25 protein-coding genes are annotated in these 26,813 nt (G+C 68.3%); 16 read left to right on the forward strand and 9 right to left on the reverse strand.

The window, feature by feature from the left end; genetic code table 11:
- Window positions 1-2: 2 nt before the first annotated feature.
- Window positions 3-1,691: a long-chain-fatty-acid--CoA ligase FadD2 gene (gene fadD2 / locus AC0KS4_RS22980; protein WP_225329371.1), complete on the reverse strand. Its 1,689-nt coding sequence runs from the start codon at window positions 1,689-1,691 to the stop codon at window positions 3-5.
- A 58-nt stretch (window positions 1,692-1,749) separates the two neighbouring features.
- Here fadD2 and AC0KS4_RS22985 point away from each other — a divergent pair, with 58 nt between their 5' ends.
- The gene (locus AC0KS4_RS22985; protein ID WP_238957047.1) at window positions 1,750-3,018 is read left to right on the forward strand and encodes a DNA polymerase domain-containing protein; all 1,269 of its coding nucleotides are present in this window, start codon (window positions 1,750-1,752) and stop codon (window positions 3,016-3,018) included.
- Window positions 3,019-3,020: 2 nt separating this feature from the next.
- Here AC0KS4_RS22985 and AC0KS4_RS22990 read toward each other — a convergent pair whose 3' ends face one another.
- Window positions 3,021-4,412 carry an MFS transporter gene (locus AC0KS4_RS22990; RefSeq protein WP_238957048.1) on the reverse strand — a complete coding sequence of 464 codons (1,392 nt, stop codon included), beginning with the start codon at window positions 4,410-4,412 and terminating at the stop codon, window positions 3,021-3,023.
- A gap of 227 nt (window positions 4,413-4,639) precedes the next feature.
- Here AC0KS4_RS22990 and AC0KS4_RS22995 point away from each other — a divergent pair, with 227 nt between their 5' ends.
- From AC0KS4_RS22995 to AC0KS4_RS23025, 7 genes are all read left to right on the forward strand, one after another.
- On the forward strand, window positions 4,640-5,647 hold the full coding sequence (locus tag AC0KS4_RS22995; protein WP_238957049.1) for an ABC transporter substrate-binding protein: 1,008 nt from the start codon (window positions 4,640-4,642) through the stop codon (window positions 5,645-5,647).
- Between the two features lie 105 nt (window positions 5,648-5,752).
- Window positions 5,753-6,427, forward strand: coding sequence for a 5-oxoprolinase subunit B family protein (locus tag AC0KS4_RS23000; protein WP_238957050.1), 675 nt, complete (start codon window positions 5,753-5,755; stop codon window positions 6,425-6,427).
- Window positions 6,428-6,467: 40 nt separating this feature from the next.
- Window positions 6,468-7,385, forward strand: a complete 918-nt coding sequence (locus AC0KS4_RS23005; RefSeq protein ID WP_238957051.1) for a 5-oxoprolinase/urea amidolyase family protein — start codon at window positions 6,468-6,470, stop codon at window positions 7,383-7,385.
- Window positions 7,386-7,696: 311 nt separating this feature from the next.
- Window positions 7,697-9,142, forward strand: coding sequence for a nitrate/nitrite transporter (locus AC0KS4_RS23010; protein ID WP_238957052.1), 1,446 nt, complete (start codon window positions 7,697-7,699; stop codon window positions 9,140-9,142).
- An 89-nt stretch (window positions 9,143-9,231) separates the two neighbouring features.
- On the forward strand, window positions 9,232-10,383 hold the full coding sequence (locus AC0KS4_RS23015) for a uroporphyrinogen-III synthase (RefSeq protein ID WP_225329384.1): 1,152 nt from the start codon (window positions 9,232-9,234) through the stop codon (window positions 10,381-10,383).
- Entirely contained in the window at window positions 10,374-11,147 is a 774-nt protein-coding gene (locus tag AC0KS4_RS23020) for a sirohydrochlorin chelatase (protein WP_238957053.1), read from the forward strand. Before AC0KS4_RS23015 ends, AC0KS4_RS23020 begins: the two co-directional genes overlap by 10 nt.
- Before the next feature lie 31 nt (window positions 11,148-11,178).
- On the forward strand, window positions 11,179-11,631 hold the full coding sequence (locus AC0KS4_RS23025) for a TetR/AcrR family transcriptional regulator (RefSeq protein ID WP_225329363.1): 453 nt from the start codon (window positions 11,179-11,181) through the stop codon (window positions 11,629-11,631).
- 12 nt (window positions 11,632-11,643) lie between these two features.
- Here the strand turns inward: AC0KS4_RS23025 and nirD are convergent, their stop codons facing one another.
- Together nirD and nirB are read right to left on the reverse strand one after the other, a co-directional pair.
- A complete protein-coding gene (gene nirD, locus AC0KS4_RS23030; RefSeq protein ID WP_238957054.1) occupies window positions 11,644-12,012 on the reverse strand; it encodes a nitrite reductase small subunit NirD in 369 nt (122 codons plus the stop codon).
- Entirely contained in the window at window positions 12,009-14,603 is a 2,595-nt protein-coding gene (gene nirB / locus AC0KS4_RS23035; protein ID WP_238957055.1) for a nitrite reductase large subunit NirB, read from the reverse strand. The genes nirD and nirB overlap by 4 nt, the downstream gene beginning before the upstream one ends.
- A gap of 227 nt (window positions 14,604-14,830) precedes the next feature.
- On the opposite strand from nirB, the gene AC0KS4_RS23040 reads away from it, so the two are divergent.
- The gene (locus AC0KS4_RS23040; RefSeq protein WP_238957056.1) at window positions 14,831-15,271 is read left to right on the forward strand and encodes an Hsp20/alpha crystallin family protein; all 441 of its coding nucleotides are present in this window, start codon (window positions 14,831-14,833) and stop codon (window positions 15,269-15,271) included.
- Window positions 15,272-15,337: 66 nt separating this feature from the next.
- On the opposite strand, the gene AC0KS4_RS23045 is transcribed toward AC0KS4_RS23040, so the two are convergent.
- Complete coding sequence (locus AC0KS4_RS23045; RefSeq protein WP_238957057.1) at window positions 15,338-16,099, reverse strand: isocitrate lyase/PEP mutase family protein; 762 nt, start codon at window positions 16,097-16,099, stop codon at window positions 15,338-15,340.
- A gap of 105 nt (window positions 16,100-16,204) precedes the next feature.
- Between AC0KS4_RS23045 and AC0KS4_RS23050 the strand changes: the two genes are divergently transcribed.
- The 5 genes from AC0KS4_RS23050 (at window position 16,205) to AC0KS4_RS23070 (ending at window position 20,471) form a co-directional block, all read left to right on the forward strand.
- Entirely contained in the window at window positions 16,205-16,519 is a 315-nt protein-coding gene (locus tag AC0KS4_RS23050; RefSeq protein WP_225329359.1) for a hypothetical protein, read from the forward strand.
- A gap of 94 nt (window positions 16,520-16,613) precedes the next feature.
- Window positions 16,614-17,441, forward strand: coding sequence for a hypothetical protein (locus AC0KS4_RS23055; protein WP_225329358.1), 828 nt, complete (start codon window positions 16,614-16,616; stop codon window positions 17,439-17,441).
- Window positions 17,442-17,488: 47 nt separating this feature from the next.
- Entirely contained in the window at window positions 17,489-19,432 is a 1,944-nt protein-coding gene (locus AC0KS4_RS23060) for a fumarate reductase/succinate dehydrogenase flavoprotein subunit (RefSeq protein ID WP_238957058.1), read from the forward strand.
- The gene (locus tag AC0KS4_RS23065; protein ID WP_225329356.1) at window positions 19,433-20,179 is read left to right on the forward strand and encodes a succinate dehydrogenase/fumarate reductase iron-sulfur subunit; all 747 of its coding nucleotides are present in this window, start codon (window positions 19,433-19,435) and stop codon (window positions 20,177-20,179) included.
- 127 nt (window positions 20,180-20,306) lie between these two features.
- Window positions 20,307-20,471 (forward strand): hypothetical protein, encoded by a 165-nt coding sequence (locus tag AC0KS4_RS23070; RefSeq protein ID WP_008261761.1) that lies wholly within the window; start codon window positions 20,307-20,309, stop codon window positions 20,469-20,471.
- A 19-nt stretch (window positions 20,472-20,490) separates the two neighbouring features.
- On the opposite strand, the gene AC0KS4_RS23075 is transcribed toward AC0KS4_RS23070, so the two are convergent.
- Both AC0KS4_RS23075 and AC0KS4_RS23080 read right to left on the reverse strand, forming a co-directional pair.
- Window positions 20,491-20,979, reverse strand: a complete 489-nt coding sequence (locus AC0KS4_RS23075; protein ID WP_225329355.1) for a flavin reductase family protein — start codon at window positions 20,977-20,979, stop codon at window positions 20,491-20,493.
- 81 nt (window positions 20,980-21,060) lie between these two features.
- Window positions 21,061-22,122 (reverse strand): isopenicillin N synthase family dioxygenase, encoded by a 1,062-nt coding sequence (locus AC0KS4_RS23080; RefSeq protein ID WP_238957059.1) that lies wholly within the window; start codon window positions 22,120-22,122, stop codon window positions 21,061-21,063.
- 160 nt (window positions 22,123-22,282) lie between these two features.
- Between AC0KS4_RS23080 and AC0KS4_RS23085 the strand changes: the two genes are divergently transcribed.
- On the forward strand, window positions 22,283-24,118 hold the full coding sequence (locus tag AC0KS4_RS23085) for an acyl-CoA dehydrogenase (RefSeq protein WP_225329353.1): 1,836 nt from the start codon (window positions 22,283-22,285) through the stop codon (window positions 24,116-24,118).
- A gap of 71 nt (window positions 24,119-24,189) precedes the next feature.
- Here the strand turns inward: AC0KS4_RS23085 and AC0KS4_RS23090 are convergent, their stop codons facing one another.
- Window positions 24,190-24,660 (reverse strand): MarR family winged helix-turn-helix transcriptional regulator, encoded by a 471-nt coding sequence (locus tag AC0KS4_RS23090; protein ID WP_225329352.1) that lies wholly within the window; start codon window positions 24,658-24,660, stop codon window positions 24,190-24,192.
- A 61-nt stretch (window positions 24,661-24,721) separates the two neighbouring features.
- On the opposite strand from AC0KS4_RS23090, the gene AC0KS4_RS23095 reads away from it, so the two are divergent.
- On the forward strand, window positions 24,722-25,090 hold the full coding sequence (locus AC0KS4_RS23095) for a VOC family protein (RefSeq protein WP_225329351.1): 369 nt from the start codon (window positions 24,722-24,724) through the stop codon (window positions 25,088-25,090).
- Window positions 25,091-25,376: 286 nt separating this feature from the next.
- Here the strand turns inward: AC0KS4_RS23095 and AC0KS4_RS23100 are convergent, their stop codons facing one another.
- Window positions 25,377-26,723: an acetyl-CoA C-acetyltransferase gene (locus AC0KS4_RS23100; protein ID WP_225329350.1), complete on the reverse strand. Its 1,347-nt coding sequence runs from the start codon at window positions 26,721-26,723 to the stop codon at window positions 25,377-25,379.
- Window positions 26,724-26,813 lie beyond the last annotated feature (90 nt).

A 26,813-nucleotide genomic window follows, 5' to 3' on the forward strand; every position in this document is an offset into this window, starting at 1 on the left:
GCTTAGTCGATCTCCATTTCGCGCAGCTCGCGCTTGAGGATCTTGCCCGTGGGGTTGCGCGGCAGTTCGTCGAGGAAGACGACCTCACGCGGCACCTTGTAGCGGGCCAGGTGATCGCGCACGTAGTGCTTGACGGTGTCCTCGTCGAGGTCGGCGCCGTCCTTCTTCACCACGAACGCGCGCAGGCGGTGGCCCCACTCCTTGTCATCGACGCCGATCGCTGTGGCCTCCACGACGTCCGGGTGCCCGGTGATGAGGTCCTCGACCTCGGCCGGGAAGACGTTCTCACCGCCGGAGACGATCATCTCGTCGTCGCGCCCGCTGATGTAGAGCAGGCCGTTCTCGTCGAAATAGCCGACGTCGCCCGAGGACAGCAGGCCGTCGATGATCTGCTTCTTTCCCCCGCCGGTGTAGCCCTCGAACGGGAAGGCGTTGCCGACGAAGATGCGGCCGACCTCGCCCTGCGGCAGCTCCTTGCCGTTGTCGTCGTAGATCTTGACGCGCACGCCCTTGACGACCGGCCCGACGGTCGACGAGTTGTACTGCAGGTGCTTGGGCTCGGCGATGGTCGCGAAGGCGATCTCGGTCGAGCCGTACATGTTGTAGATCACCGGGCCGAGGTCCTTGAGTGAGCGTTCCGCCAGGTCGGCCCCTAGTGCCGATCCCGACACGAACACGATCTTCAGGCTGGACAGGTCGGGCTTGGAGTCCATCTTCTCGACCGCTTCGAGGATGCGCGACAACATGACCGGGACGACGACCATCGCGGTCACCTTGTACTTCTCGATGTCCTGCAGCACCAGCGGCGGCTTGAACTTGCGGCGCAACACCAGCGTCGAGCCCAGGAACATCGCGATCGTGCCGTGCAGATAACCCAGCGCGTGGAACATCGGCGCCGGCAGCGACGTCACCTCGCCGGCCTTGAACGGGACGTGCGACAGGATTCCGCCGACCGGCGCCAGGGTCGGCGGGGTGCTGCGGTTCGCGCCCTTGGGGGTGCCCGTGGTCCCGCTGGTCAGGATGATGATCGAGGCGTGCCTGGCCGATTTGGGGGCGGGATCCTTGCTGCTGCGCTCGATCAGGTCGGCCAGCGTCTCGTCGGTGCTGCCGGACGGCTCGTCGCTATCCGGGTTGGTCCCCAGCGCCCGCAGCTTGCCCAGCTCCGGCGAGGCTTTGCTGACGGCCTTGGTGTATTCGTCGTCGTAGATGATCAGCTTGGCGCCCTCGCGCTCGGACACCTCTTTGATCTGGGGGCCGGAGAATTCGCTGTTGAGCAGGATGATGCGGGCGCCGACCCGCGCGGCGCCGTAGTTGGCGATCAGGAACCAGCGAGTGTTGCGGGCCAGGATGGCGATGCCGTCGCCGCCCTTGACGCCCATGTCGATCAGTCCGTTGGCCACCGCGTGCGCCGCCTCGTCGAGTGCGCGGTAGGAGAATTCGCCCTCTTCGTCGATGCACGCCGGGCGGTCGGGATGGCGCCTCGCGTTGAGGGAGGGCAGCATGCCGAACTCGCCCCACTTGTAGATGTCGGCGGCCATCGCGGCGTAGTTCTGCGGCGGCTCGATGCGGAACGCGCCCGATTCGAAGATCTTGCGCACGTAGTGCAGTTCGGCGGAGCCCCGCTCGACGTACTGGTGGAGTTTTGCTACGGCTTTAGAGGCCTGACCGGGGAGGCCGAGGAGGTTAGGCATGGAATCCACCATATGTGACGTCCGTCTCAGCACGGCCAGAAAATTCTGGCGAATTAACATGAACCGCATGACCCGTCCGGTTTTGCTGGAGGTGGCCGGGCGCGAGGTCACCGTCACCCATCCGGACAAGGTCGTGTTCCCCCGCGCGGACGGCGACAAAACCTCAGGCCCGTACACCAAGCTCGACCTGGTCCGCTATTACCTGTCCGTGGCCGACGGCGCGCTGCGTGGCGTGGCCGGGCGCCCCATGATCCTGAAACGCTTCGTCAAGGGCATCTCGGAAGAGGCGGTGTTCCAGAAACGCGCCCCGGCGAAACGGCCGGACTGGGTCGACGTCGCCGAACTCCGTTACGCGCGAGGCACTTCCGCGGCGGAGGCGGTCATCCACGACCCCGCCGGGCTGGCCTGGGCGGTAAACCTGGGCTGCGTCGACCTGAATCCGCACCCGGTGCTCGCCGACGACCTCGATCACCCCGACGAACTGCGCGTCGACCTGGATCCGATGCCCGGGGTCTCCTGGCGGCGCATCGTGGATGTCGCGCTGGTGGCCCGCGAGGTGCTCGAGGATTACGGCCTGACCGCGTGGCCGAAGACGTCGGGGTCGCGCGGCTTCCACATCTACGCCCGCATCGCCCGCCGGTGGGAGTTCCGCCAGGTGCGGCTGGCCGCGCAGACCGTCGCCCGGGAGGTGGAGCGGCGCGTGCCCGAGGCGGCGACCAGCCGCTGGTGGAAGGAAGAACGCGAGGGCGTGTTCGTCGACTTCAACCAGAACGCGAAGGACCGCACGGTCGCGTCGGCCTATTCGGTGCGGGCGACCCCCGACGCCCGGGTCTCGACGCCGCTGCACTGGGACGAGGTCGCCGGCTGCCGGCCCGAGGCGTTCACCATCGATACCGTGCCCGGCCGGTTCGCCGAAATCGGTGACCCGTGGGAGGGAATGGATGATGCCGTCGGCGAGCTCGATCGGCTGCTGGTGCTGGCCGAGGAGATGGGGCCCCCCGAGCGGGCGCCCAGGGGGTCGGGCACGCGCCACAAGGGCACCGGCGGCCGGCGCCAATCCTCGATGCCGCTGATCGAGATCGCCCGCACCAAGACCAAGGACGAGGCGATGGCGGCGCTGGACACCTGGCGCGACCGCTATCCGGCGGTGGCCGCACGGCTGCAGCCCGCCGACGTCCTCGTCGACGGCATGCGCGGGCCCAGCTCGATCTGGTACCGGATCCGGATCAACCTCCAGCACGTTCCGCAGGACCAGCGGCCCCCGCAGGAAGAACTGATCACCGACTACAGCCCTTGGGAGGGTTATGGCGGCAAGCAGCGGCCGTAGAACTACACCCCCACCCGCGTGACCGGGTTGTGCTTGCGCAGGTAGCAGTACCAGGTGGCGCCCAGCAGGGCGAGGAAGAACGCGATGTAGAAGCGCAGCGCCGGCTCGATGCTGCCGAACTCCGACTTCGACCAGGCGTAGGCCAGCGGCACGATGAAGCCGCCGAAGGCGCCCACCGCCGAGATGACGCCCAACGCGCCGGCGGCTTGGCGGCGCATCTGCACCATGGTGTCGGGATCGCCGCCGGCCAGCTCGCCCTTGATCTTGAAGATCCGCGAAATCATCCGGTAGGTCGAACCGTTGCCGATGCCGGTGGCGACGAACAAGAACATGAAGCTGGCGAAGAACATCGGCAGGTTGACGGTCCGCACCGACCACAGCGCGGCCGCCGCCCCGAGGGCGAGCAGCGCGAAGCTGACGGCGGTGATGCGCGCCCCGCCGATCCGGTCGGCCAGCTTGCCGCCCAAGGGCCGGATCACCGATCCGATGCCGGCCCCGAGGAAGGCCCAGGTCAGCGCGATGTCGCCGCGGCCGAACACCGTCTTGAGCAGGGTCGGGAAGGCGGCCGAGTAGCCGATGAACGACCCGAACGTGCCGACGTAGAGCAGCGACATGACCCAGGTGTCGGGATGGCGCAGCGACTGCCACACCGGCTTCACGTCGGCCTTCGCCTCGGTGAGGTTGTTCATGAACAGGAACGCGCAGACGGCCGCCACGACGGCCAACGGCACGTAGAAGAGTCCCGCGCGTGACAGGGCCACCCCGCCGCCGGCGATGACGATCGGCGGGATGATCTTCTGCACCACGGCGACGCCGACGTTGCCGCCGGCAGCGTTCAGGCCCAGCGCCCAGCCCTTGTCCTTTTCCGGATAGAAGAAGGAGATGTTGGCCATCGACGAGGCGAAGTTGCCGCCGCCGAAGCCGGCGGTCGCGGCGATCGCCACCAAGGCCGCGAACGGGATGCCGGGATGGCTCACCGCCCAGGCCAGCAGCAGGCACGGGATCAGCAGCAGCGCCGCCGAGATGGTCGTCCAGTTTCGGCCACCGAAGACCGGGACCGCGAAGGTGTACGGGAGCCGCAGGACGGCCCCGACGCCGCTGGGGATGGCGACCAGGCACAGCGCCTGGCTGGGGGTCAGGGCCCAGCCGGACGGGGCGGGCAGCCCGTGCGCGCCCGCGGTCATCTGCACCACGACGATGCTCCACAACATCCACACGCTGAACCCGACGTGCTCGGCGAAGATCGAGAAGATCAGGTTGCGGCGGGCGATCGGCTTGCCGGTCGCCTCCCAGAACTCCGGGTCTTCGGGTCGCCAGTCGTCGATCCAGTGCCGTCCGGCGTGACGCTCGCGCGTCGGCGCGGGCTGCGATGCCGGGTCGAGGGTCGTGGTCATCTGGTGGGACTCCCTTGTGGGTTGGGCGCGGGCGGTGACCACTTGACGCTAAAGACGCACTGTTACCGGTCCGGGTGTGCACAGTTACGTGGGCGATACGCAGAAATCGCAACGGCCGGGGACGGTTTGTCAGAACTCCGCAACGCGAGGCCCGCGCGCGGCGCCGATGCCGGGCCTCAGCAGCGCGGCGGTGCCTTCGCGCGGGCGGGACGCGATACTCTCACGCGATGCGACAGGGATGGAATCGACGGGGATTCTTGCAGCTCGCAGGGGCTTCCGGCGTCGCCGCGATCGCCGGCTCCTCGGCGCTGTCGGCGGCATGCTCGTCAGGCCGGCCCCCGCCGGGGGGCGGCGGGCCGGGATCGGTGACCCTGACCCACCTGTTCGGCGAGACCGTCGTCAAAGAACCCCCCAAGCGCGTGGTCAGCGCCGGCTACACCGAGCAGGACGACCTGCTCGCCGTCGGTGTGGTGCCGATCGCGGTGACCAACTGGTTCGGTGACCAGCCGTTCGCGGTCTGGCCGTGGGCCGCGCCCAAGCTCGGCGGCGCGCGGCCGGCGGTATTGAACCTGGACAACGGCATCCCGGTCGACCAGATCGCGGGCCTGAAACCGGACCTGATCGTGGCCGTCAACGCCGGCCTGGACGCCGACACCTATCAGAAGCTGTCCGCGATCGCCCCGACCGTGGCCCAATCCGACGGGGACGCCTTCTTCGAGCCGTGGAAAGAGCAGGCCGCGGCCGTCGGGCAGGCGGTGTTCCAGGCGGACCAGATGAAGACGTTGGTCGACGGCGTCGACCAGAAGTTCACCGACGTCGGCAAGAAGAACCCACAGTGGACCGGCAAGAAGGCGCTGCTGATGCACGGCGCGCTGTCGCAGGGGACCGTCGTCGCGACCATGGCGGGCTGGCGCACGGACTTCCTGAATCAGATGGGGCTGGTCATCGCCGACAGCATCAAACCGTTCGGCGCCGACCAGCGCGCCGTCATCCCGCGCGATCACATCAAGTCGGTGCTCGATTCGGCCGACGTGGTGATCTGGACGACCCGGAACCCCGACGATCAGAAGGCCCTGCTGGCCGACCCCGAGGTGGCCGGGTCGCTGACCACCGCGCAGAACCGCCACATCTTCACCACCGCGGAACTCGCCGGCGCGATCGCCTTCGCGTCACCGCTGAGCTACCCCCTGGTCGCCGACCAATTGCCCCCGCTGCTCACCAAAATCCTGGGCTAGCCGCATCCCGGCTGTTTGAGCGTTTGCTAAGGCAGTTCTGGCAGTGCTCGAAAATCCCGTCGCCGCCCCTCGCACGAGCGCCGACCCCGGGGTTACCGTCGAGTAATGAGCGTGACGGACCTTAGCGGCGACCTGGCCCACGACCTGCCGACCGAGCTGGCCGGCAACACCGTCCTGGACTACGGTGATCGCGCGCTGATGGTGCAATGTGGAAGTACCGCAGAGGTTTTGGCGTGGGCGGCCGCGCTGCGCTCCGAGCCGATGCCGGGCGTGATCGACGTCGTGCCGGCGGCCCGCACCGTGCTGGTCAAGCTGGACGGCCCCCGCCGCCAGGGTGTCATCCGCCGGCGGCTGCGCACGATGCGCGTCACCGGCGCGCAGCCGGCCCCGTCCGAGCGCCGCGCCGACGTGGTGATCGACGTGGTCTACGACGGCCCCGACCTCGCCGAGGTGGCCGGCCACACCGGGCTGACCATCCCCCAGGTGATCGACGCCCACACCGCCACCCTGTGGCGGGTCGGATTCAGCGGATTCGCACCCGGTTTCGCGTATCTGGTCGACGGCGACCCACGACTGCGGGTGCCCCGGCGCCCCGAGCCGCGGACCGCCGTGCCGGCCGGTTCCGTCGCCCTCGCCGGCGAATTCAGCGCGGTCTACCCGCGCCGGTCACCGGGCGGTTGGCAACTCATCGGCCACACCGACGCGGTCCTGTGGGATCTGCAACGCCCCGACCCGGCGCTGCTGATGCAGGGCATGTGGGTTCAGTTCCGGGCCGTCTGAGGCGAAGCGGGTCGACACCATTACCGCAAAGGAGGCAACCGTGGCAGTCCTGGAGATCCTCCGCACCGGACCGCTCGCCGTCGTCGAAGACCTCGGCCGGCCGGGACTGGCGCACCTCGGCGTCAGCCGGTCCGGGGCCGCCGACCGGCGCGCGCACACACTGGCCAACCGGCTGGTGGCCAACCCCGACGACCGCGCCACCGTGGAGGTGACGTTCGGCGGGTTCGCGGCCAGGGTCCGGGGCAGCGACGTCGACATCGCGGTGACGGGCGCCGACACCGATCCGACCGTCGACGGAATCAAGTTCGGCACCAACAGCATTCAGCACGTGCGCGACGGCCAGGTGATCTCCCTGGGCGCCCCGCGGGCGGGGCTGCGAAGCTACCTCGCGGTCCGCGGCGGGATCTGCGTGGAGCCGGTGCTGGGCTCGCGCAGCTACGACGTCATGTCGGCCATCGGGCCGTCGCCCCTGCGGGCCGGGGACCGGCTCCCGATCGGCGAGCACACCGCGGACTACCCCGAGTTGGACCAGGCGCCGGTGGCGGCCATCACCGACACCGTCGTCGAGCTCTCCGTGGTGCCCGGACCCCGCGACGACTGGTTCCTCGACCCCGACGCGCTGGTGCGCACCGCTTGGGTGGCGTCCGATCGCAGCGACCGGGTGGGCATGCGATTGGTCGGCCGCCCCCTGCAATGCCGCCACCCGGACCGGCAGCTGCCCAGCGAGGGTGCCACCCGCGGCGCAATCCAGGTGCCGCCCAACGGTTTACCGGTGATCCTTGGGCCGGACCACCCCGTCACCGGTGGCTATCCGGTGGTGGGCGTGGTGATCGACGAGGACGTCGACAAGATCGCCCAGGTGCGGCCCGGCCAGTCGGTGCAACTGCACTGGGCGCGGCCGCGGACTCCCGTCGGCGCCATGGCCGGCGCCGCCGTCGCGAGTTGGCCGTTCGGCTAACGCAATTCCGGCGGCCTCGCGGGGCGATCGACTGTAGGACAGCTCACATCGACCCGCGTACCGGTGTGAGATCACTTGGCGGCGATCGGTATTCGCCCACGGGCGGCCCGCTGTCGTGTGGCCGGATCGCCCTACAGGGACTTACCAGATAACTGGTAATCAACTAACAGCCGATATCGGCCGGTTCCGGTTGACCCGCTCGCGTCCTAGATGTGAGCATCGGAATCTACGGCGGGGCATGCCCCTTCATGCGGGGCGCCCACACGCGTCGCCGGCCAGACCCCGAACTGCTTGCGAGGAGAGGGATCGGTATGCACGCACGCGTCGCGTCCATATGCCAACGCGCCCAAGGGTTTTCGGCGGGCCGCAACCACCGCGTCGCGGACTGGAATCCGGAAGACGCGGCGGCCTGGCAGGCCGGCAACGACAGGATCGCCCGGCGCAATCTGCTCGGCACCATCGTCGGTGACCACGTGGCCTTCTCGATCTGGACGCTGTGGCCCGTCATGGCGCTGTTCATGCCCGGGGCCGTCTACGGCTTCTCCGCCGGCGACAAGCTGCTGCTGGGCGCGGTGGCCACCCTGGTCGGTGGTTGCGCCCGGATCCCCTACACCCTGGGCATCGCCGCCTTCGGCGGTCGCAATTGGACGACGTTCTCGGCCTTCGTGCTGGTGATCCCGACGGCGGGCACGATCGCGTTGCTGGCCAATCCCGGTCTGCCGCTGGGGCTTTTCGTGCTGTGCGCCGCGCTGACCGGCCTCGGCGGCGGCAACTACGCGGCGTCGCTGGCCAACGTCAACGCCTTCTACCCCCAGCGGCTCAAGGGCGCCGCGCTGGCGATCAACGCCGGCGTCGCCAACCTCGGCGTCGCCGTGATCCAGCTGGCCGGCCTGGTGGCGCTGGCCACCGCCGGGCACCAGGCCCCGTACTGGGTGTGCGCGATCTATCTGGTGTTCCTGGTCGTCGCGGGGATCGCGGCGGCGTTGTTCATGGACAACATCCACCACGGCACCCAGCTGAGCACCATGCGCTCGATCCTGTTCGAGCGCGACACCCACGTGATCTCGCTGCTCTACATCGCCACCTTCGGCTCCTGGATCGGCTTCTCCTTCGCCTTCGGCCAGGTGATGCAGGTCCACTTCCTGGAGAGCGGGGAAAGCGACAAGCACGCCGCACTGCACGCCGCGCAGGTGGCATTCGTCGGCCCCCTGCTGGGCTCCTTGGCGCGCATCTATGGTGGCCGGCTGGCCGACCGCGTCGGCGGCAGCCGCGTCACGCTGGGCGTCCTCGCCGGGATGACGCTGGCGGCCGCTCTGTTGGTCACCTTCAGCGCCCTCGAGGACCACCACGCCGTGGCGCGCTCCGTCGGCCTGGTCGGCTGCGTCGCCGGCTTCATGGTGCTGTTCATCCTGTCCGGCATGGGAAACGGGTCGGTGTTCAAGTTGATTCCGACGGTCTATGAGGCGCGCAGTCGCGGGCTGGACATGAGCGAAGACGACCGACGTCATTGGGCGCGCGCGCAGTCGGGATCGCTGATCGGCATCTGCTCCGCGGTGGGCGCGCTCGGCGGCGTGGGAATCAACCTGGCGCTGCGGCAGTCCTACCTGAGCACCGGCACCGAGACGGCGGCGTACTGGGTGTTTTTGGCGTCCTACGTCGGCGCGGCGATCATGACCTGGATGGTCTACGTCCGGCGTCCCGTCACGGCCCCGGGCCGCTGGGATGCGCGACAGGAAGCCGAGGTCGCGCATGTGTGAGCGGACTCGCAACACGGGCAATGACCCAGCAATTGCTCGGTAACGCAACCGAAACGTCGCAGGCATACACACTTCATATGGCCCCCCAACTGGCCCCACCAGACTCCGCGCCGCTGACCGGCTACCGGATCGCCGTGACGTCGGCGAACCGGGCCGAAGAGCTGTGCGCGTTGCTGCGCCGCAACGGCGCGGAGGTCTCCAGCGCCGCGGCCATCAATCTCATCGCGCTGCCCGAAGACGAAGAACTGCACCGCCACACCGAAGCGGTGATCGCCCAGCCGCCCGATATCTTGGTGGCGCACACCGGCATCGGCTTTCGCGGCTGGGTCGCCGCGGCCGACGGCTGGGGCCTGGCCACCCAGCTGCTGGCGGCGCTGTCGCGAGCGCGGATCGTGGCCCGCGGGCCGAAGGCGACGGGCGCGTTGCGCGCCGCAGGCCTGCACGAGGAGTGGTCCCCCAAGTCCGAATCGTCCCGCGAGGTCCTGCGATACCTGCTCGAATCGAATGTCGCCGGCAAGCGGGTCGCCGTCCAGCTGCACGGCGCGGCCGACGCTTGGGACCCGTTCCCGGAATTCCTCAACGGATTGCGGTCCGCGGGAGCCCAGGTGGTCCCCATCCACGTATACCGCTGGAAGCCAACGCCGGCCGGCGGCGGCTTCGACCAACTCGTCGCCGCGATCGCCCGGCGACAGTTCGACGCGGTGACCTTCACCTCGGCACCAGCCGGCGCGGCGCTGCTCGAGCGCAGCCGCGAGTTGGGCGTCGAAGACCAACTGCTGCAAGCACTTCGCAGCGACGTGCATGCGATGTGCGTGGGCCCGGTCACCGCGCAACCGTTGATCCGCGCGGGGATCCCCACGTCGTCGCCCGAACGAATGCGCTTGGGGGCGTTGGCCCGTCACATCGCCCAGGAGCTCCCGTCCCTGCGGTCGTGCACCATCCGCGCGGCCGGTCACGAGCTGGAGATCCGCGGGACCTGCGTGCTGGTCGACGGTTCGCCGCGGTCCCTGTCGGGATCGGGGATGGCGACGCTGCGGGCGCTGGCGGACCGTCCCGGCGACGTCGTCGCGCGCAACGACCTGCTGCGGGTACTTCCCGGCAACAGCAACGACCCCCACGCCGTCGATACGGCCGTGCTGCGGCTGCGAACGGCGCTGGGCGACAAGAACATCGTCGCGACGGTGGTCAAGCGTGGCTACCGGCTCGCGATCGACCATCCGGACGAATCCCCATGGCACTGATCCTGGCGGCACACGGCACCCGCAGGCCCGGCGGCGTGGCGATGATCGAAACCCTTGCGGCGCAAGTGGGTACGCTCGTCGGAGACACGGTCGACGTCGCGTTCGTGGACGTGGTGGGGCCCACCCCCAGCGAGGTGCTGTCCGCAGCGAAGACCGCCGGCCGGCCGGCGATCGTGGTGCCGGCATTCCTGTCGCGCGGCTATCACGTCCGGGCGGACCTGCCCGCCCACGTCGCGATCAGCGGCCATCCGAGCGTGACCGTCACCCCCGCGCTGGGCCCGAGCGGCCAGATCGCGCGGATCGTGGGCGACCAGCTGCTGAAATGCGGTTGGCGGCCCGGTGATTCGGTGATTCTGGCGGCGGCGGGCACCTCGGATGACAAGGCCCGGTCGGACCTGCACACCACGGCGACGCTGGTGTCGGCGCTCACCGGATCACGGGTGAGTCTGGCGTTCGCGGCCACCGGCGATCCGCAACTGCACGAGGCGGTGGAACGGGCCATGGTCCGGGCTCGCCGCCACGGTGGACGCGTCGTGGTCGCCTCCTACCTGTTGGCCGACGGCCTGTTCCAACAACGGCTGCACGGCTGCGGCGCCGATTTGGTCAGTCAACCGCTGGGCACCCATCCCGGCCTGGCGCGCCTGATCGCGAACCGATTCCGCCGCGCACTGCCGCCCGCCCTCGCCGCCACCGCCCGGCATGCGCCGCGCCGATCGGGCCCCCAGCAAATCAGCCACGCGCGCGCGTTGCGGCCAATTCCTTGATCTTTGGGCGCGAACCGGCGATCCTGGCACCATGCCCCGTCGCGAAGAGCCGTCGCGTGGGCTCCTTGACCCGGTCGCCAAGGTGCTGCGGTTGCCGTTCGGCACACCGGAATTCATCGACCGGATCGTCACCGGAGGGGTCAACCAGGTTGGCCGCCGGACCCTGGCGATGCTGATCACCACCTGGGATGCCGCCGGGGGCGGGCCGTTCGCGGCCAGCGCGGTCGCGTCCACGGGGATGGCCAAGACCGCCGAAATCGTCCAAAGCAATTTCGTCGGCCCGGTGTTCGGCCCGCTGCTGAAAATCCTGGGCGCCGACAAGGCCGCCACGCGGGCCTCGCTGTGCGCCTCCCAGCTCGTGGGCCTGGGCATCATGCGCTACGGCATCCGCTCCGAGCCGCTGCACTCGATGTCGGTGGACGCGCTCGTCGACGCGATCGGCCCGACGATGCAGCGCTACCTGGTCGGCGACATCACGCGGTGAGCGGCCGTGCGCTCAGGCCGCCCGCGCCTGGTCGTCGCGGCCGATCTGGACGAGGCCGTCGGCGGTGATCCGCACCGGGTACACCGGCACCGACACGGTCGGATCGTCCAGGCAGGAACCGTCTTCGAGCGAAAACGCCTGCTTCAATATCGGCGACTGAACCGTGACGCAGCCCCCGCGGTCGCCGACGATGCCGCGCGACAGCACGGCCGCCCCGGAGAACGGGTCGACGTTACCCACCGCATGCACCGACCCGTCGTCGAGCCGGAACAGGGCGGCCTGGGAACCGTCGTCGAGCAGCACACCGACGCCGCGACCCGGAATGAGGTGGTCGTAGGAGCAGGCGCTGGTCCACACGGCAATCTCGTTGAGAAGCGTCATGATACCTTCCTCGTTCCTTCGGAGTTGTCCTCGCGGACCGTCGGCATACCAATGGACACAGGGATTTTGCGCCCGGCGTGCTCGGTGAATGTCACCGTCGAATCGACGGCGTCGGGGGCGTTGACGAACGACACGAAGCGTGACAGCTTGTCCGGATCGTCGAGCACCCCCTTCCATTCGCACTTGTAGTTCTGCACATGCCGCTCCATTGCGGCCTCGAATTCTTCTGCCAGGCCCAGCGAGTCCTCGCAGACGACCTCGCGCACGTGATCCAGGCCGCCGTCGAGCGACTCGACCCACGGCGCGGTGCGCTGCAGCCGGTCGGCCGTCCGGATGTAATACATGACGAACCGATCGACGTACCGGACCAGCGTCTCGGTGTCGAGATCGCTGGCCAGCAGCTGCGCGTGCTTGGGGGTCATCCCGCCGTTGCCGCCGACGTAGAGGTTCCAGCCCTTTTCGGTGGCGATGACACCCACGTCCTTGGAGCGGGCCTCGGCGCACTCCCGCGCGCAACCCGAGACACCCATTTTGATCTTGTGCGGCGCGCGCAGCCCCCGGTACCGCAGTTCGAGGTCGATGGCCAACTGCACCGAATCCTGCTGCCCGTAACGGCACCAGTCGGTGCCCACACAGCTCTTCACCGTGCGCAGCGCCTTGCCGTACGCGTGGCCGGATTCCATGCCGCCGTCGACCAGGCGCTTCCAGATCTCCGGCAGTTGGTCCACCCGCGCGCCGAACAGGTCGATGCGCTGGCCGCCGGTGATCTTGGTGTAAAGGCCGAAGTCCTGGGCGATCTGGCCGATCAGGATCAGGTGCTCGGGCTTGATGTCGCCGCCGGGGACCCGGGGCACCACCGAATAGCTGCCGTTCTTCTGGATGTTGGCCAAAAAGTGGTCGTTGGAATCCTGCAGCGAGGCCTGTTCGCCCTCCAGGATGTGGTCCGAGCCCGTGGACGCCAGGATCGAGGCGACCACGGGTTTGCAGACGTCGCAACCCTTTCCGCGGCCGAAGCGCTCGAGCAGCCCGGAGAAGGTGCGCAGCTCGGTGGCGGAGATGATCTCGAAAAGCTCGGCGCGCGACTGGCTGAAGTGCTCGCACAGCGCCTTGGACTGCTCGACGCCCTCGGCTTCCAGCAGCTGCTTGAGCAGCGGCACGCACGACCCGCACGACGTGCCGGCCGAGGTGCACGACTTCAGCGAGGGAACGTCGGCGCAGCCGTCGGCGATCGCGCATTTCAGATCGCCCTTGGTGACGTTGTTGCACGAGCAGATCTGCGCCGAATCCGGCAGCGCCCCAATGCCCAACGCCTCACCGCCACCGGATTGCGCCGGCGCGATCAGCGCGAGCGGGTCCCCGGGGAGCTCGCTGCCGACCATCGGCCGCAGCACTCCATAGGACGAGGCGTCGCCGACCAGTACGCCCCCGAGCAAGGTCTTGGCGTCGTCGGAGAGCACCAGCTTCGCGTACGTCCGGTTGACCGCGTCGTTGATGGCGACCTCGAGGCAGTTCTCGGTGACACCCATCGCGTCACCAAAACTGGCGACGTCGACGCCCAGCAGTTTGAGCTTGGTGGACAGGTCCGCCTCGCCGAATTCCGCGACCCCGTCCAGCAGGCGATCGGCCACCACCTCGGCGGAGGTGTAGCCAGGACCCACCAGTCCATAGCACCGGCCGTCGATCGCGGCGACCTCCCCGATCGCGAAGATGTCGGGATCGCTTGTGCGGCAGGACACGTCGGTGAGCACCCCGCCACGCTCGGCGCGCGCCAGACCGGCGGCGACCGCCAGCTCGTCGCGCGGGCGGATGCCCGCGGCGAAGATCACCAGGCCGGCGTCGACTTCCTGGCCGTCGGTCAGGCGCACCCGCACCGACGTGGAACCGTCCGGGTGGTCGACGGATTCGATGGACTCGGTGCCCGTGCCGACGTGGACGGAGATGCCCAGGTCGCCGATCATCCGGGCCAGCAGCGCGCCGCCGGCCTCGTCGATCTGCTGGGCCATCAGCCGCGGCATCATCTCGATGACGTGGGTCCGCAACCCGAACTGGCGCAGCGCATTTGCGGCCTCCAGGCCGAGCAGGCCGCCGCCGATGACCACGCCCGCGGTCGCGTGCGAGGTGTCCGCCGCGCGCTGGGCATCGGCGCGGATGGCGTCGAGGTCGTCGAGCGTGCGGTACACGTGGCAGGCGGGCAGATCGTGGCCGGGCACCGGCGGCACGAACGCGTAGGAGCCGGTCGCGAGGACCAGGGCGTCGTAGTCGTGGCGCTGGCCGTCGGCGGTGAGCACTGACTTTGCCGCGCGGTCGATTTCGGTGACCCGCTGGTTCAACACCAGCCGGACCAGGTCGTCACCGTCGTACTCGTTGCCGGGCAGTGCGAGCAGCTTGCGGTCCCAGCTGTCGGTGTAGGAGGTCAGCCCCACGCGGTCATAGGCCGCGTCGGTCTCCTCGGCGAAAACCGTGATGCGCCAACGGCCCTCGGTGTCGCGGGCGCGGAGCGCCTCGACGAACCGGTGGCCCACCATGCCATGTCCGACTACGATGATGTGACGCGGCGCACAGCTTGCGCGCGAAATCCCGTCTGCAGACATGGCTTTGAGAGTAACGGCCAGAAATTACGTCTTTTTCGCGCAATGTGACAGTCCTATGACGAGGATCTCACAACTCACAGGGACGACTGTGATTGATCGTTCGCTGCCGGCGAACGGCCAGCTGGAACTTAAGCGTGGTCGACTCATGTTCCTACTAGTAGCCGGTCGTCGGAGCGCCGGTCACAGGAATCTCACAACGAAGATCAAGGAATTGGAAGGGAAGCACCATGAGCAACCTCGCACTGTGGTCGCGACCGGCCTGGGACACCGACCGGTGGTTGCGCGACTTTTTCGGCCCCGCCGCCGCAGCGGACTGGAACAACCCGGTGAGCAGCGGTTTCAAGCCCGCCGCCGAGATCGTCAAGGACGGTGACGACGCGATCGTACGGGTCGAGCTTCCGGGCGTGGACGTCGACCGGGACGTGAACGTCGAGGTCGACCGCGGTCGCCTGGTCATCCACGGCGAGCACCGCGACGAACATTCGGAGGAGAAGGAGGGTCGCACGCTGCGGGAGATCCGGTACGGCTCGTTCCGCCGGTCGTTCCAGCTGCCGGCCCACGTCACCGGCGACGCCATCACGGCGTCCTATGACGCCGGGGTGCTCACCGTGCGGGTCACCGGTGCTTATGCCGGGAACCAGGCGCAGCGCATCTCGATCACCAAGTAAGGCGCCGACACGACGCAAAGGCCCCCGCACGCACCGCGTATCGGGGGCCTTTGTGTCTGCTGGGCGTCAGCCCCAGCGGGCGAGCAGCTCGTTGGCCCGGCCCGTCAGCGCGGCCTGCAGGAAGGGACCGAAGCTGATCCGCGCCACGCCCAGCGGACCGAAGGACGCCGGGTCGTCCTGGTCGGGCAGCGCGATCGCGTTGACCGGCAACGCCAATTCCGCCGTCAGGCGCCGCAACGTGTCGGGGTGGTGGCGACCGACCGGGTAGAGAACGTCGGCGCCGGCGGCAGCCGCCTGATTCAGCCGCGCCACGGCGCGGTCGACGCGGTCGGACTCCTCGCCGTCTTGGCGCAGGAACAGATCGGTCCGGGCGTTGATGACCACATGCACTCCGGCCGCGTCGGCGGCCGATCGCAGCGCGCCGACCAGTTCGGCGTGCTCGTCGGCGGACCGCAGCCGCTTGCCCTCCGAGTGCACGGTGTCCTCGATGTTCAGCCCGACGGCCCCGACGCTCAGCAGCCCCTCGATCAGCCGGTCCGCCGGGAGCCCGTAGCCGGATTCGATGTCCACCGACACCGGCACGTCCACCGCCGCGGTGATCTGCGCGACGCGGGCCAGGACGTCGTCGAACGACATGCCCTCGTTGTCGGGTTTGCCGATGGAGTCCGCCACCGGGTGGCTGCCCACGGTGAGTGCGGCGAACCCGGCGCCGGCGGCCAGCCGCGCCGACCAGGCGTCCCACACGGTTGGCAGGATCACCGGGTTGCCCGGCCGGTGCAGCGTCAACAGGGTGGCGGCGCGTTCGGCCGGCGTGGTGGGGCCCGTCATCAGTGTTTGCTCCCTTGGCGTCGGGGCTCAATGGTCTGACGTTCGGCTGTGCCGTGGATAGTATTGAGGGCGAACTGTGATCCGAAACACTGCCGAGGAGATCCCTTGAGGAGCACACCGAGCGCGACTGACACGACCGAATTCGCCGAACTGCACGACCTGATCGGCGGCCTTCGGCGGTGCGTGAGCTCCCTGCGGTCGCGATACGGCGACAGCCCCGCGATGCGCCGCATCATCATCGACGCGGACCGCATCCTGTCCGACGTCGACTTGCTCGATACCGACGTGTCCGAGTTGGACCTCGCGGGCGCCACCGTGCAGCAGTCCGGCGAGAAGATCGTCATTCCCGACACCCAGTACGACAGCGAATTCTGGCGTGACGTCGACGACGAGGGCGTCGGGGGTCACAACAGGTCCTGAACAACCCGAACACCCCGACCCATGCCCCCCGCGGGAGGGGGGCTTGCATCTGTGTACCCTTCGACAGACAGCCCGTTCGAAGAGGAACAACTAGATGAGCGCACCTACGGCGAACCGTCCTGCGTCCGGTGTCTTTTCACCCACGCGCGCCCGTATCCAGCAACGGACCCTACGCACCGACCGGTGGTGGATGTCGCCGCTGAGGATCGACCTCGGCTTCGCCGCATTCGTCATCTACGCGACGGCCCGGGCGTTCCAGCAGAATTACTTCTTCGTCCCCAAGTACCACTACCTGACGCCGTTCTACTCGCCGTGCGTCAGCAAGGGTTGCGGTGAGGCCGGCGACATCTGGCCGCAGTTCCTGCCGGACGTGTGGTGGCTGCCGTACGCGGCGTTGTCGCTGCCGTTCCTGCTGCTGTTCCGGTTGACCTGCTACTACTACCGCGGCGCCTACTACCGCACGGTGTGGCAGTCGCCCACCGCGTGCGCGGTGGCCGAGCCGCGCGTGCACTACAGCGGCGAGACCAAGTTCCCGCTGATCATCCAGAACACCCACCGGTACTTCTTCTATATCGCCTGCCTCATCTCGATCGTCAACAGCTACGACGCGATCGTCGCCTTCCATTCCGACAGCGGGCCGGGCGGATTCGGCTTCGGCCTGGGCAACCTGATCCTGCTGGGCAACGTCATCATGCTGTGGGTCTACACGCTGTCCTGCCACTCGTGCCGGCACGTCACCGGCGGTCGGCTCAAGCACTTCTCCAAAAACCCTGTGCGGTACTGGATCTGGACGCAGGTCAGCGCCATCAACACCCGGCACAAGCAGTTCGCCTGGATCACGCTGGGCACCCTGATGCTCACCGATTTCTACATCGCACTGGTCGCCAGCGGCGCCATCAGCGACCTGAGATTTGTTGGCTGAAAAGCCATTTGACTCACAAAATCAGAACTTAGCTAGCGAGGGTTTTCATGGTTGATGTCGAGCGGCATGCCTACGACGTAGTCGTCATCGGCGCCGGCGGCGCGGGATTGCGTGCGGTCATCGAAGCGCGTGAACGCGGCCTGCGGGTCGCGGTGGTGTGCAAGTCCCTGTTCGGCAAGGCCCACACGGTGATGGCCGAGGGTGGGTGCGCGGCCTCGATGGGCAACACCAACCCGAAGGACAACTGGAAGACCCACTTCGGCGACACGATGCGCGGTGGGAAGTTCCTCAACAACTGGCGCATGGCCGAACTGCACGCCAAGGAGGCCCCGGACCGCGTCTGGGAGCTGGAAACCTATGGCGCGCTGTTCGATCGCCTCAAGGACGGCAAGATCAGCCAGCGCAACTTCGGCGGGCACACCTACCCGCGGCTGGCGCACGTCGGTGACCGCACCGGCCTGGAGCTGATCCGCACCATGCAGCAGAAGATCGTCTCGCTGCAGCAGGAGGATTACGCCGAACTCGGCGACTACGAGGCCCGGATCCGGGTGTTCGCCGAGACCACGATCACCGAGCTGATCAAGGACGGCGACGCGATCGCCGGAGCGTTCGGCTACATCCGCGAAAGCGGCAACTTCATCCTGTTCGAGGCGCCCGCGGTGGTGTTGGCCACCGGCGGCATCGGCAAGTCGTTCAAGGTCACCTCGAACTCCTGGGAGTACACCGGTGACGGTCACGCTCTGGCCCTGCGGGCGGGCGCGTCGCTGATCAACATGGAGTTCGTCCAGTTCCACCCGACCGGCATGGTGTGGCCGCCGAGTGTGAAGGGGATCCTGGTCACCGAGGGCGTCCGCGGTGACGGCGGCGTGCTCAAGAACTCCGACGGCAAGCGGTTCATGTTCGACTACATCCCGTCGGTGTTCAAGGGGCAATACGCCGAGTCCGAGCAAGAGGCCGACCAGTGGCTCAAGGACAACGACTCGGCCCGCCGCACTCCTGACCTGCTGCCCCGCGACGAGGTCGCGCGCGCGATCAACTCCGAGGTCAAGGCCGGCCGGGGCAGCCCGCACGGCGGCGTCTTCCTCGACATCGCGTCGCGGCTGACGCCGGCGGAGATCAACCGCCGCCTGCCCTCGATGTACCACCAGTTCAAGGAGCTGGCCGGGGTCGACATCACCAAGGAGCCGATGGAAGTCGGACCGACCTGCCACTACGTGATGGGCGGCGTCGAGGTCGACGCCGACACCGGCGCGGCCACCGTGCCCGGGCTCTTCGCCGCCGGCGAATGCTCCGGCGGCATGCACGGCTCGAACCGGCTGGGCGGCAACTCGCTGTCGGACCTGCTGGTGTTCGGCCGGCGCGCCGGCCTGGGCGCCGCCGACTACGTGCGGGCGCTGAGCAGCCGCCCGACGATCGGGGACGGCGCCGTCGACGCGGCGGCGAAGCGGGCGCTGTCCCCCTTCGAGGCGCCGGCCGGCGGCGGCCCCGGCGAGAACCCCTACACCCTGCAGCTGGAGCTGCAGCAGTCGATGAACGACCTGGTCGGCATCATCCGTAACGCCGACGAGGTCTCCGAGGCCCTGGCCCGGCTCGACAAGCTGCGGGAGCGCTTCAAGAACCTGCACGTGGAGGGGCAGCGCCGCTACAACCCGGGCTGGAACCTGGCCATCGACCTGCGCAACATGTTGCTGGTCAGCGAATGCGTCGCCAAGGCCGCGCTGCAGCGCACCGAGAGCCGCGGCGGGCACACCCGCGACGACCACCCGTCGATGGACTCGTCGTGGCGCAAGCTGTTGCTGGTCTGCGAGGCAGTCGCCGAGCCAGGCGACGTTGAAGGCGCGGTGATCCCCGACATCACCATCACGAAGAAAGAGCAGACGCCGATGCGGCCCGATCTGCTGGAACTGTTCGACATCGCCGAGCTGGAGAAGTACTACACCGACGAGGAACTCGCCGGGCATCCAGGGCGGACACCCAGGACGGAGAAGTAAATGACCTACAACGCGACGATGCGGGTGTGGCGCGGCGACGACGCCAACGGTGCGTTGCAGGACTTCACCGTCGAGGTCAACGAGGGTGAGGTCGTCCTCGACATCATCCACCGCCTGCAGCAGACCCAGACGCCCGACCTGGCGGTCCGGTGGAACTGCAAGGCGGGCAAGTGCGGCTCGTGCTCCGCGGAGATCAACGGCTACCCGCGGCTGCTCTGCATGACCCGGATGTCGACCTTCGCCGAGGACGAGGTCGTCACCGTCACCCCGCTGCGGACGTTCCCCGTGATCCGGGACCTGGTCACCGACGTCTCGTTCAACTACGAGAAGGCCCGCGAGATCCCGTCTTTCGCGCCGCCCAAGGACCTGCAACCCGGCGAGTACCGGATGGCACAGGCGGACGTCCAGCGCTCGCAGGAGTTCCGCAAGTGCATCGAGTGCTTCCTGTGCCAGAACGTGTGCCACGTGGTCCGCGACCACGAGGAGAACAAGAAGGCGTTCGCCGGCCCCCGCTTCCTGATGCGGATCGCCGAGCTGGAGATGCACCCGCTGGACACCCGCGACCGGCGCAAGGAAGCCCAGGAAGAGCACGGCCTGGGCTACTGCAACATCACCAAGTGCTGCACCGAGGTCTGCCCGGAGAACATCAAGATCACCGACAACGCGCTGATCCCGATGAAAGAGCGCGTCGCCGACCGCAAATACGACCCGGTGGTGTGGCTCGGTAACAAGCTGTTCCGTCGCTGAGCGCACGCGCCGCGCGCACCCGCCCGGTTTGCGGGGTTAGGCCGCCGCGGTACCCGGGTAACCAACCTGCATCCTGTCGGGCCGTCCGGGGACGGGCGGCCGTGTACCACGACCGGAAAGGCAGCTCATGGAACCCAGGCGAGAAACCGCCAGCATCAACAACATTCGGACCGCGATTCGGCAATTGTCGGTGCGTGCCCAGCTCGCGCAGAAGGAAGGGCGGCACAACGACGCCGCCGAACTCGAAAGCCGCATCCAAGGTTTCCGGGAAGAGCTGAGCCACCGCCCCTAGCGCGCGGCCGGACGCCGGTTCAGGCGCCCAGGCGGCGGAAACTGCTCCGGTGGAACACGATGGGCGCCACCTCGGCGTCCACGGTCACCTCGCTGACCCGCAACACGACGATGGTGTGATCGCCGGCGGGAATGAGTTGTTCGATCGCGCTTTCCAGCCACAGGGCGGTGCCCTTGATGAAGACCGCACCGGTGGGCCGGGACACGGTCTCGAGGCCGGCGAACCTGTCGCCGGTCTTGGCGGCCAGCGTGCGGGCGGCCTCGTCGTGGGCCTCGCCGAGCACGCTGATGCCCAGCATGGGCAGGTCCTTGAGTTTGGGCCACGTCGTGGAGGTGTTCTGCACGCAGAACGACACCAACGGCGGGTCCAGCGAGACGGGCACAAAGGTGCTGGCGGCCAGGCCTTCCCGGGTTCCGTTCACCTCGGCGGCGATGGCCACCACGCCAGACGGGAAATGACCGAAGGCCTCACGAAGTGACGACGCTGTCAGCTTGTTGTTCGAGTTCACCGGACTTTTTCGCCCCTAGAGCGCCAGACGTATTTTCGGGCTCGACCCTACCCGGCGGACGTCGCCCCGGCGCGGCCACCCTTACCCGTTTTCTAAGCGTTCTGCCGAATACCCGTGCGCGGAAGCGACATCGGGGTGCGAGCGCAGCCGGCTCTTCCAGGCATTGCGACCGTAGACCGAGAAGATGGGGTCGTCGGGATCCTGGGACGGCGTCCAATCCGTTCCGGCGCTCGCCTCGAGTTCTCGGGACAGCGAGAGCACGGGTATCCGGGCGTCGAGGCGCGGGTTGAAGAAGTAGGGCACCGAGATCCGGTCGGCCGCCGGGCCCTGCAGGTTGACCCGGTGCTCGGTGGCCCGCAGGTAGCCGCGCGTCGCCGCCTCCAGCAGCTCACCGATGTTGACGATGAACGCCCCGTCGCGCGGGGGCACGTCGATCCAGTTGCCATCGCTCGTCCGCCGCACCTGCAGGCCCCGGCTGCCCGGCTCGGCCAGCAGCAGCGTGAGCACCCCGGCGTCCCGATGCGCGCCCACGCCCTGGGGGCCGGCCGCGCGCCCCGGGTAGCGGATGAGCTTGATCGGCGTGGCCGGGGTTTCGGCGAAGGCCGGGTCGAAGACGCCGGCCGGGCTGCCCAGCGCGGCCGCCCAGTGCCGCAGCAGGGTGCGGGCCACCGCGGACAGCGCGGCGTCCCACTCCTCGACGATTCCGGGCAGCTCCGGCAGCGCGGCCGGCCACTGGTTGGGCCCCTGCAGCCACCGGTAGTCGGACTTTCCCAGCCCGCCGATCGGCGGGCGCTGCGGCCCGATGTCGATCTGCTCGCGCCAATCCACCTGACCGCGGGTCACCTCGCCGCCCAGGCGGGTGTAGCCGCGGAAGTGCGGGCTGCGCACCATGGCGACGGCGTCCTTGTCCTCCTGCGGCAGCGCGAAGAGCCGGCGCGCGGCCCCGAGCACCCGCGTCACCAATTCCGGTGGAACCCCATGACCGGTCAGATAGAAGAACCCGACCCGGTGGCCGGCCTCGCGCAGGCCGTCCCGCAACCGCCCCGGGTCGGCCCGCAGGTCCACGACCGGCACCGCAGTGACGGCCCGCACACCGACCGCGCCGACCCCGTCGCCGCAGGTAGAACGGGTTTGCGACGGCATCAGCGCGCCCTCCCCAACCGGTTGGTTAATTAGGTAATGAAATCTAGCTCACATCCGCTTGCATCCCACTGACGCTAACGATATTTTAGGTGTTGTTACTGGTGGGTAACTTAGACCTAGTACCCAACCACAAGTGGCATTCTCAACGAGGAGGACCGTAGTGAGCCACTACAAGAGCAACGTCCGCGACCAGGCGTTCAACCTGTTCGAGGTATTGGGCGTTGACAAGGCCTTGGGCCAGGGCGAATACAGCGACCTGGACGTCGACACGGCCCGCGAAATGTTGAACGAAATGAGCCGGCTGGCCGAGGGGCCGATCGCCGACTCGTTCGTCGAGGGCGACCGCAACCCGCCGGTTTTCGACCCGAAGACGCACTCGGTGACGCTGCCGGAATCCTTCAAGAAGTCCGTCCACGCCGTCATCGAGGCCGGGTGGGACAAGGTCGGCATCGACGAGGCCCTCGGCGGCGTGGCCATGCCCAAGTCGCTGCTGTGGGCGCTGCACGAGCACATCCTGGGCGCCAACCCCGCCGTCTGGATGTACGCCGGTGGCGCGGGCTTCGCCAACATCCTGTACCACCTCGGCACCGAGGAGCAGAAGAAGTGGGCCGTCCTGGCCGCCGAGCGCGGCTGGGGTTCGACCATGGTGCTCACCGAGCCGGACGCCGGCTCCGACGTCGGCGCCGGGCGGACCAAGGCCGTCAAGCAGGACGACGGATCCTGGCACATCGACGGTGTGAAGCGATTCATCACCTCCGCCGACTCCGATGACCTGTTCGAGAACATCTTCCACCTGGTGCTGGCGCGCCCCGAGGGCGCCGGACCCGGCACCAAGGGGCTGTCGCTGTTCTTCGTGCCCAAATTCCTGTTCGACTTCGAGACCGGTGAGCTGGGCGAGCGTAACGGCGTGTTCGTCACCAACGTCGAGCACAAGATGGGCCTGAAGGTGTCGGCGACGTGTGAGCTGAGCTTCGGCCAGCACGACGTTCCCGCCAAGGGCTGGCTGGTCGGCGAGGTGCACAACGGCATCGCGCAGATGTTCGACGTGATCGAGCAGGCTCGCATGATGGTGGGCACCAAGGCCATCGCGACCCTGTCGACGGGCTACCTGAACGCGTTGGAGTACGCGAAGTCTCGCGTCCAGGGCGCGGACATGACCCAGATGACCGACAAGACCGCACCGCGCGTGACCATCACGCACCACCCGGACGTGCGCCGGTCGCTGATGACCCAGAAGGCCTACGCCGAGGGTCTGCGCGCGCTGTACCTGTTCACGTCGACCTATCAGGACTCGGCGGTGGCCGAGGCCCTGCACGGGGTGGACGCGGAGCTGGCCGTCAAGGTCAACGACCTGATGCTGCCGGTGGTCAAGGGTGTCGGCTCGGAGCAGGCCTACGCCAAGCTGACCGAGAGCCTGCAGACGTTCGGTGGGTCCGGCTTCCTGCAGGACTACCCGATCGAGCAGTACATCCGGGACGCCAAGATCGACTCGCTCTACGAGGGCACCACCGCCATCCAGGCGCAGGACTTCTTCTTCCGCAAGATCGTCCGCGACAAGGGTGTGGCGCTGGCCCACGTGTCCGAGCAGATCCAGACGTTCGTCGACAGCGAGTCCGGCAACGGGCGGCTGAAGACCGAACGCGAGCATCTGGCCAAGGCCCTGACCGACGTGCAGGCGATGGCGGCCTCGCTGACCGGCTACCTGATGGCCGCGCAGGAGGACGTGACCAGCCTGTACAAGGTGGGTCTGGGTTCGGTGCGCTTCCTGATGAGCGTCGGTGACCTGGTCATCGGCTGGTTGTTGCAGCGTCAGGCGGCGGTGGCCGTGGCGGCGCTCGACGCCGGCGCCACCGGTGACGACAAGGCCTTCTACGAGGGCAAGGTCGCGGTGGCATCGTTCTTCGCGAAGAACTTCCTGCCGATGCTGACCAGCACCCGCGAGGTCATCGAGACGCTGGACAACGACATCATGGAGCTCGACGAGGCCGCCTTCTAGGCCTTCGAAGGACGCACAAATCCCCCGCTTCGCGTGCGAAGCGGGGGATTTTTGTGCGCCGGCGAGGGGTTTTATCGTTCGGGTGCACTCCTACCCGGGCCATCGCGCAGGGAACGGGTCATGCTGTGCAGGATCCGGAAAGCGTCTGACCGCTCGGCCTCGGTCAGGCCGGCCAGCATTCTGACCTCGACGGACCGGACCGCCTTGCTGGCTTTCTCCAGGCTCTGTCGGCCACGCGGCGTGAGGCGCGTGGGAAGAACCTTCCCGACGGGTGCCTCCGCGGGCCGGGCCACGTGGCCGTCTCGCTCCAGGGCCTGAAGGAGCACGTTCATCGACTGCCGTGTCACGAACGCGCCCCGCGCCAGCTCGGAGTTCGACAAACCCGGCCGTTGCGCGAGCAACTCGAGGCAGGAGTAGTGCGTCACGCTCATCCCGAGCGGGCGCAGCACCTCCTCCATGGCCGCGCGCAGCGCACTCGACGCCTCTTTCAGCGCGTAGCCCAGGGACGTATCCAGGTCTACGCCGACACCCTCTTGACTCATGTCAGTATTCTGACATACGTTGCTATGTCAGAATACTGACACGAATCGAAGGAGCAGCGTCATGCCCGCCACCGGCCCCGACTTCATCTCCCTGCAAGCGCGCGACCTCGACGCATCGCAGGCGTTCTACGAGCAGTACCTCGGCCTCGTCCGCTCGCCGGCCGGACCTCCGCACGCCGTTGTATTCGAAACGAAGCCAATCGCGTTCGCACTCCGCGAGGTCGCTCCGGGCACCGACCTCGCATCCATGGCTCAGCCCGGCATCGGTGCCGCGATCTGGGTGCACGCCACCGACGTCCAGAACATCCACGATGCTCTCGTCGCCGACGGCCACACCATCGTCTCCGCACCGATCGACGGCCCCTTCGGCCGGACATTCACCTTCGCCGACCCCGACGGCTACCACGTCACCCTCCACGACCGCACCTGATCGGCCGAACGCGACCGGGCGATCACCGCAATGCCCAATACCGCGGTTACATCGGAGGAGTCGGTCCGTCGAAGCAACCAAAAAGGCCGCCGCTGGATCCCCTCACTCCAGCGGCGGCCCTTTTCGGACGCCCGTCGGTAATGACTGACAGGCGGTCGTTCCGGGGGATGCCCCGTATTGCCGTCGGGGTCGGGGGGTCAGACCACAACACGGGGCTATCCGGGGTCACGGATACCCGTCGCCTCTGATCGCTAACCCGATGTGACCCATCTCATGGGCCCGAAGGTCAGGCTTCCAGGATCGCGGCCACGCCCTGGCCGCCCGCCGCGCAGATCGAGACCAGCGCGCGCACGGGCTTGCCCGCGCCCTTCTGCTCGGCCTTACGTTGCGCGAGCTGCTTGGCGGCCTGGGCCAGGATCCGCCCGCCGGTGGCGGCGAACGGGTGGCCGGCGGCCAGCGAGGAACCGTTGACGTTGAGCTTGGTCCGGTCGATCGAGCCCAGCGCGGCGTCCAGCCCCAGCCGCCCCTTGCAGTACTCCTCGGATTCCCAGGCCTGCAGGTGGCACAGCACCACCGACGCGAACGCCTCGTGGATCTCGTAGAAGTCGAAGTCCTGCAGGGCCAGGCCGTTGCGGGCGAGCAGCCGCGGCACCGCGTACGTCGGGGCCATGAGCAGGCCGTCGCGCCCGTTGACGTAGTCGACCGCCGCCGTCTCCGAGTCCACCAGGTAGGCCAGCGGCGTCAGCGAGTGGGCCTCCGCCCACTCGTCGGTGCCCAGCAGCGCGACCGACGCGCCGTCGGTCAGCGGGGTCGAGTTCCCGGCCGTCATCGTCGCGTCGCCGGCCTTCACGCCGAACACCGGCCGCAGCTTGGCCAGCTTCTCCGCCGACGAGTCCGGCCGCAGGTTGTCGTCGCGGTACAGCCCCAAAAACGGCGTGACGAGGTCGTCGAAGAAGCCGCGGTCGTAGGCGGCCGCCATGTTGCGGTGGCTGGCCGCGGCCAGCTCGTCCTGGGCGACGCGCGCGATGCCCATCTGCTTGGCGGTGATCGCCTGGTGCTCCCCCATGGACAGCCCGGTGCGCGGTTCGCTGTTGACCGGGATCTCGACGCCCAGGGTCGCGGGCAGCGTGCCCACCAGCTTCAGCCGTTGGACGTTGGACTTGGCGCGGCGCAACTTGAGCAGGGTGCGGCGCAGGTTGTCGCCGAGGCCGATCGGCGCGTCGGAGGTGGTGTCCACCCCGCCGGCGGCGGCCACCTCGTAGCGGCCGGCCGCGATGCCGTCGGCGGCGGCGATCGCCGCCTGCAGCCCGGTGCCGCAGGCCTGCTGCAAGTCGAACGCCGGCGTGTACGACGCCAGCTGCGAGCCGAGCACGCACTCGCGCGTCAGGTTGAAGTCCCGGCTGTGCTTGAGCACGGCGCCACCGACCACCACCCCGAGCCGCTCGCCGGCCAACCCGAAGCGATCGACGAGCCCGCCCAGCGCGGCGGTGAACATGTCCTGGTTGGAAGCCTCGGCGTAGGCGCCGTCGGATCGGGCGAACGGAATGCGGTTGCCGCCCAGGATGGCGACGCGTCGCCGCTCGGAGCTGCGCTGAGCAGCCGGTGTACTTACCTCAGAACTTGCAGGGGCCACTGTCTTCTCCGTGCTCGTGCGGTCTATCGGTTTGGGATTCGCCCGTCTGGGGCCATACTACCCACTGTTCTTACTCTGCAGTAAGTTCGT

Source organism: Mycobacterium sp. NTMscope_MAC_12 (genome assembly GCF_976985675.1).

Coding starts and splice junctions, on each gene's coding strand:
- AC0KS4_RS23040 (WP_238957056.1), top strand. CDS start 14,831: ATGAGCAACCTCGCACTGTGGTCGCGACCGGCCTGGGACACCGACCGG.
- AC0KS4_RS23020 (WP_238957053.1), top strand. CDS start 10,374: ATGGCACTGATCCTGGCGGCACACGGCACCCGCAGGCCCGGCGGCGTG.
- AC0KS4_RS23010 (WP_238957052.1), top strand. CDS start 7,697: ATGCACGCACGCGTCGCGTCCATATGCCAACGCGCCCAAGGGTTTTCG.
- AC0KS4_RS23080 (WP_238957059.1), bottom strand. CDS start 22,122: ATGCCGTCGCAAACCCGTTCTACCTGCGGCGACGGGGTCGGCGCGGTC.
- AC0KS4_RS23000 (WP_238957050.1), top strand. CDS start 5,753: ATGAGCGTGACGGACCTTAGCGGCGACCTGGCCCACGACCTGCCGACC.
- AC0KS4_RS22985 (WP_238957047.1), top strand. CDS start 1,750: ATGAACCGCATGACCCGTCCGGTTTTGCTGGAGGTGGCCGGGCGCGAG.
- AC0KS4_RS23070 (WP_008261761.1), top strand. CDS start 20,307: ATGGAACCCAGGCGAGAAACCGCCAGCATCAACAACATTCGGACCGCG.
- AC0KS4_RS23065 (WP_225329356.1), top strand. CDS start 19,433: ATGACCTACAACGCGACGATGCGGGTGTGGCGCGGCGACGACGCCAAC.
- AC0KS4_RS22995 (WP_238957049.1), top strand. CDS start 4,640: ATGCGACAGGGATGGAATCGACGGGGATTCTTGCAGCTCGCAGGGGCT.
- AC0KS4_RS23055 (WP_225329358.1), top strand. CDS start 16,614: ATGAGCGCACCTACGGCGAACCGTCCTGCGTCCGGTGTCTTTTCACCC.
- AC0KS4_RS22990 (WP_238957048.1), bottom strand. CDS start 4,412: ATGACCACGACCCTCGACCCGGCATCGCAGCCCGCGCCGACGCGCGAG.
- AC0KS4_RS23045 (WP_238957057.1), bottom strand. CDS start 16,099: ATGACGGGCCCCACCACGCCGGCCGAACGCGCCGCCACCCTGTTGACG.
- nirD (WP_238957054.1), bottom strand. CDS start 12,012: ATGACGCTTCTCAACGAGATTGCCGTGTGGACCAGCGCCTGCTCCTAC.
- AC0KS4_RS23090 (WP_225329352.1), bottom strand. CDS start 24,660: ATGAGTCAAGAGGGTGTCGGCGTAGACCTGGATACGTCCCTGGGCTAC.
- fadD2 (WP_225329371.1), bottom strand. CDS start 1,691: ATGCCTAACCTCCTCGGCCTCCCCGGTCAGGCCTCTAAAGCCGTAGCA.
- AC0KS4_RS23025 (WP_225329363.1), top strand. CDS start 11,179: ATGCCCCGTCGCGAAGAGCCGTCGCGTGGGCTCCTTGACCCGGTCGCC.
- nirB (WP_238957055.1), bottom strand. CDS start 14,603: ATGTCTGCAGACGGGATTTCGCGCGCAAGCTGTGCGCCGCGTCACATC.
- AC0KS4_RS23060 (WP_238957058.1), top strand. CDS start 17,489: ATGGTTGATGTCGAGCGGCATGCCTACGACGTAGTCGTCATCGGCGCC.
- AC0KS4_RS23095 (WP_225329351.1), top strand. CDS start 24,722: ATGCCCGCCACCGGCCCCGACTTCATCTCCCTGCAAGCGCGCGACCTC.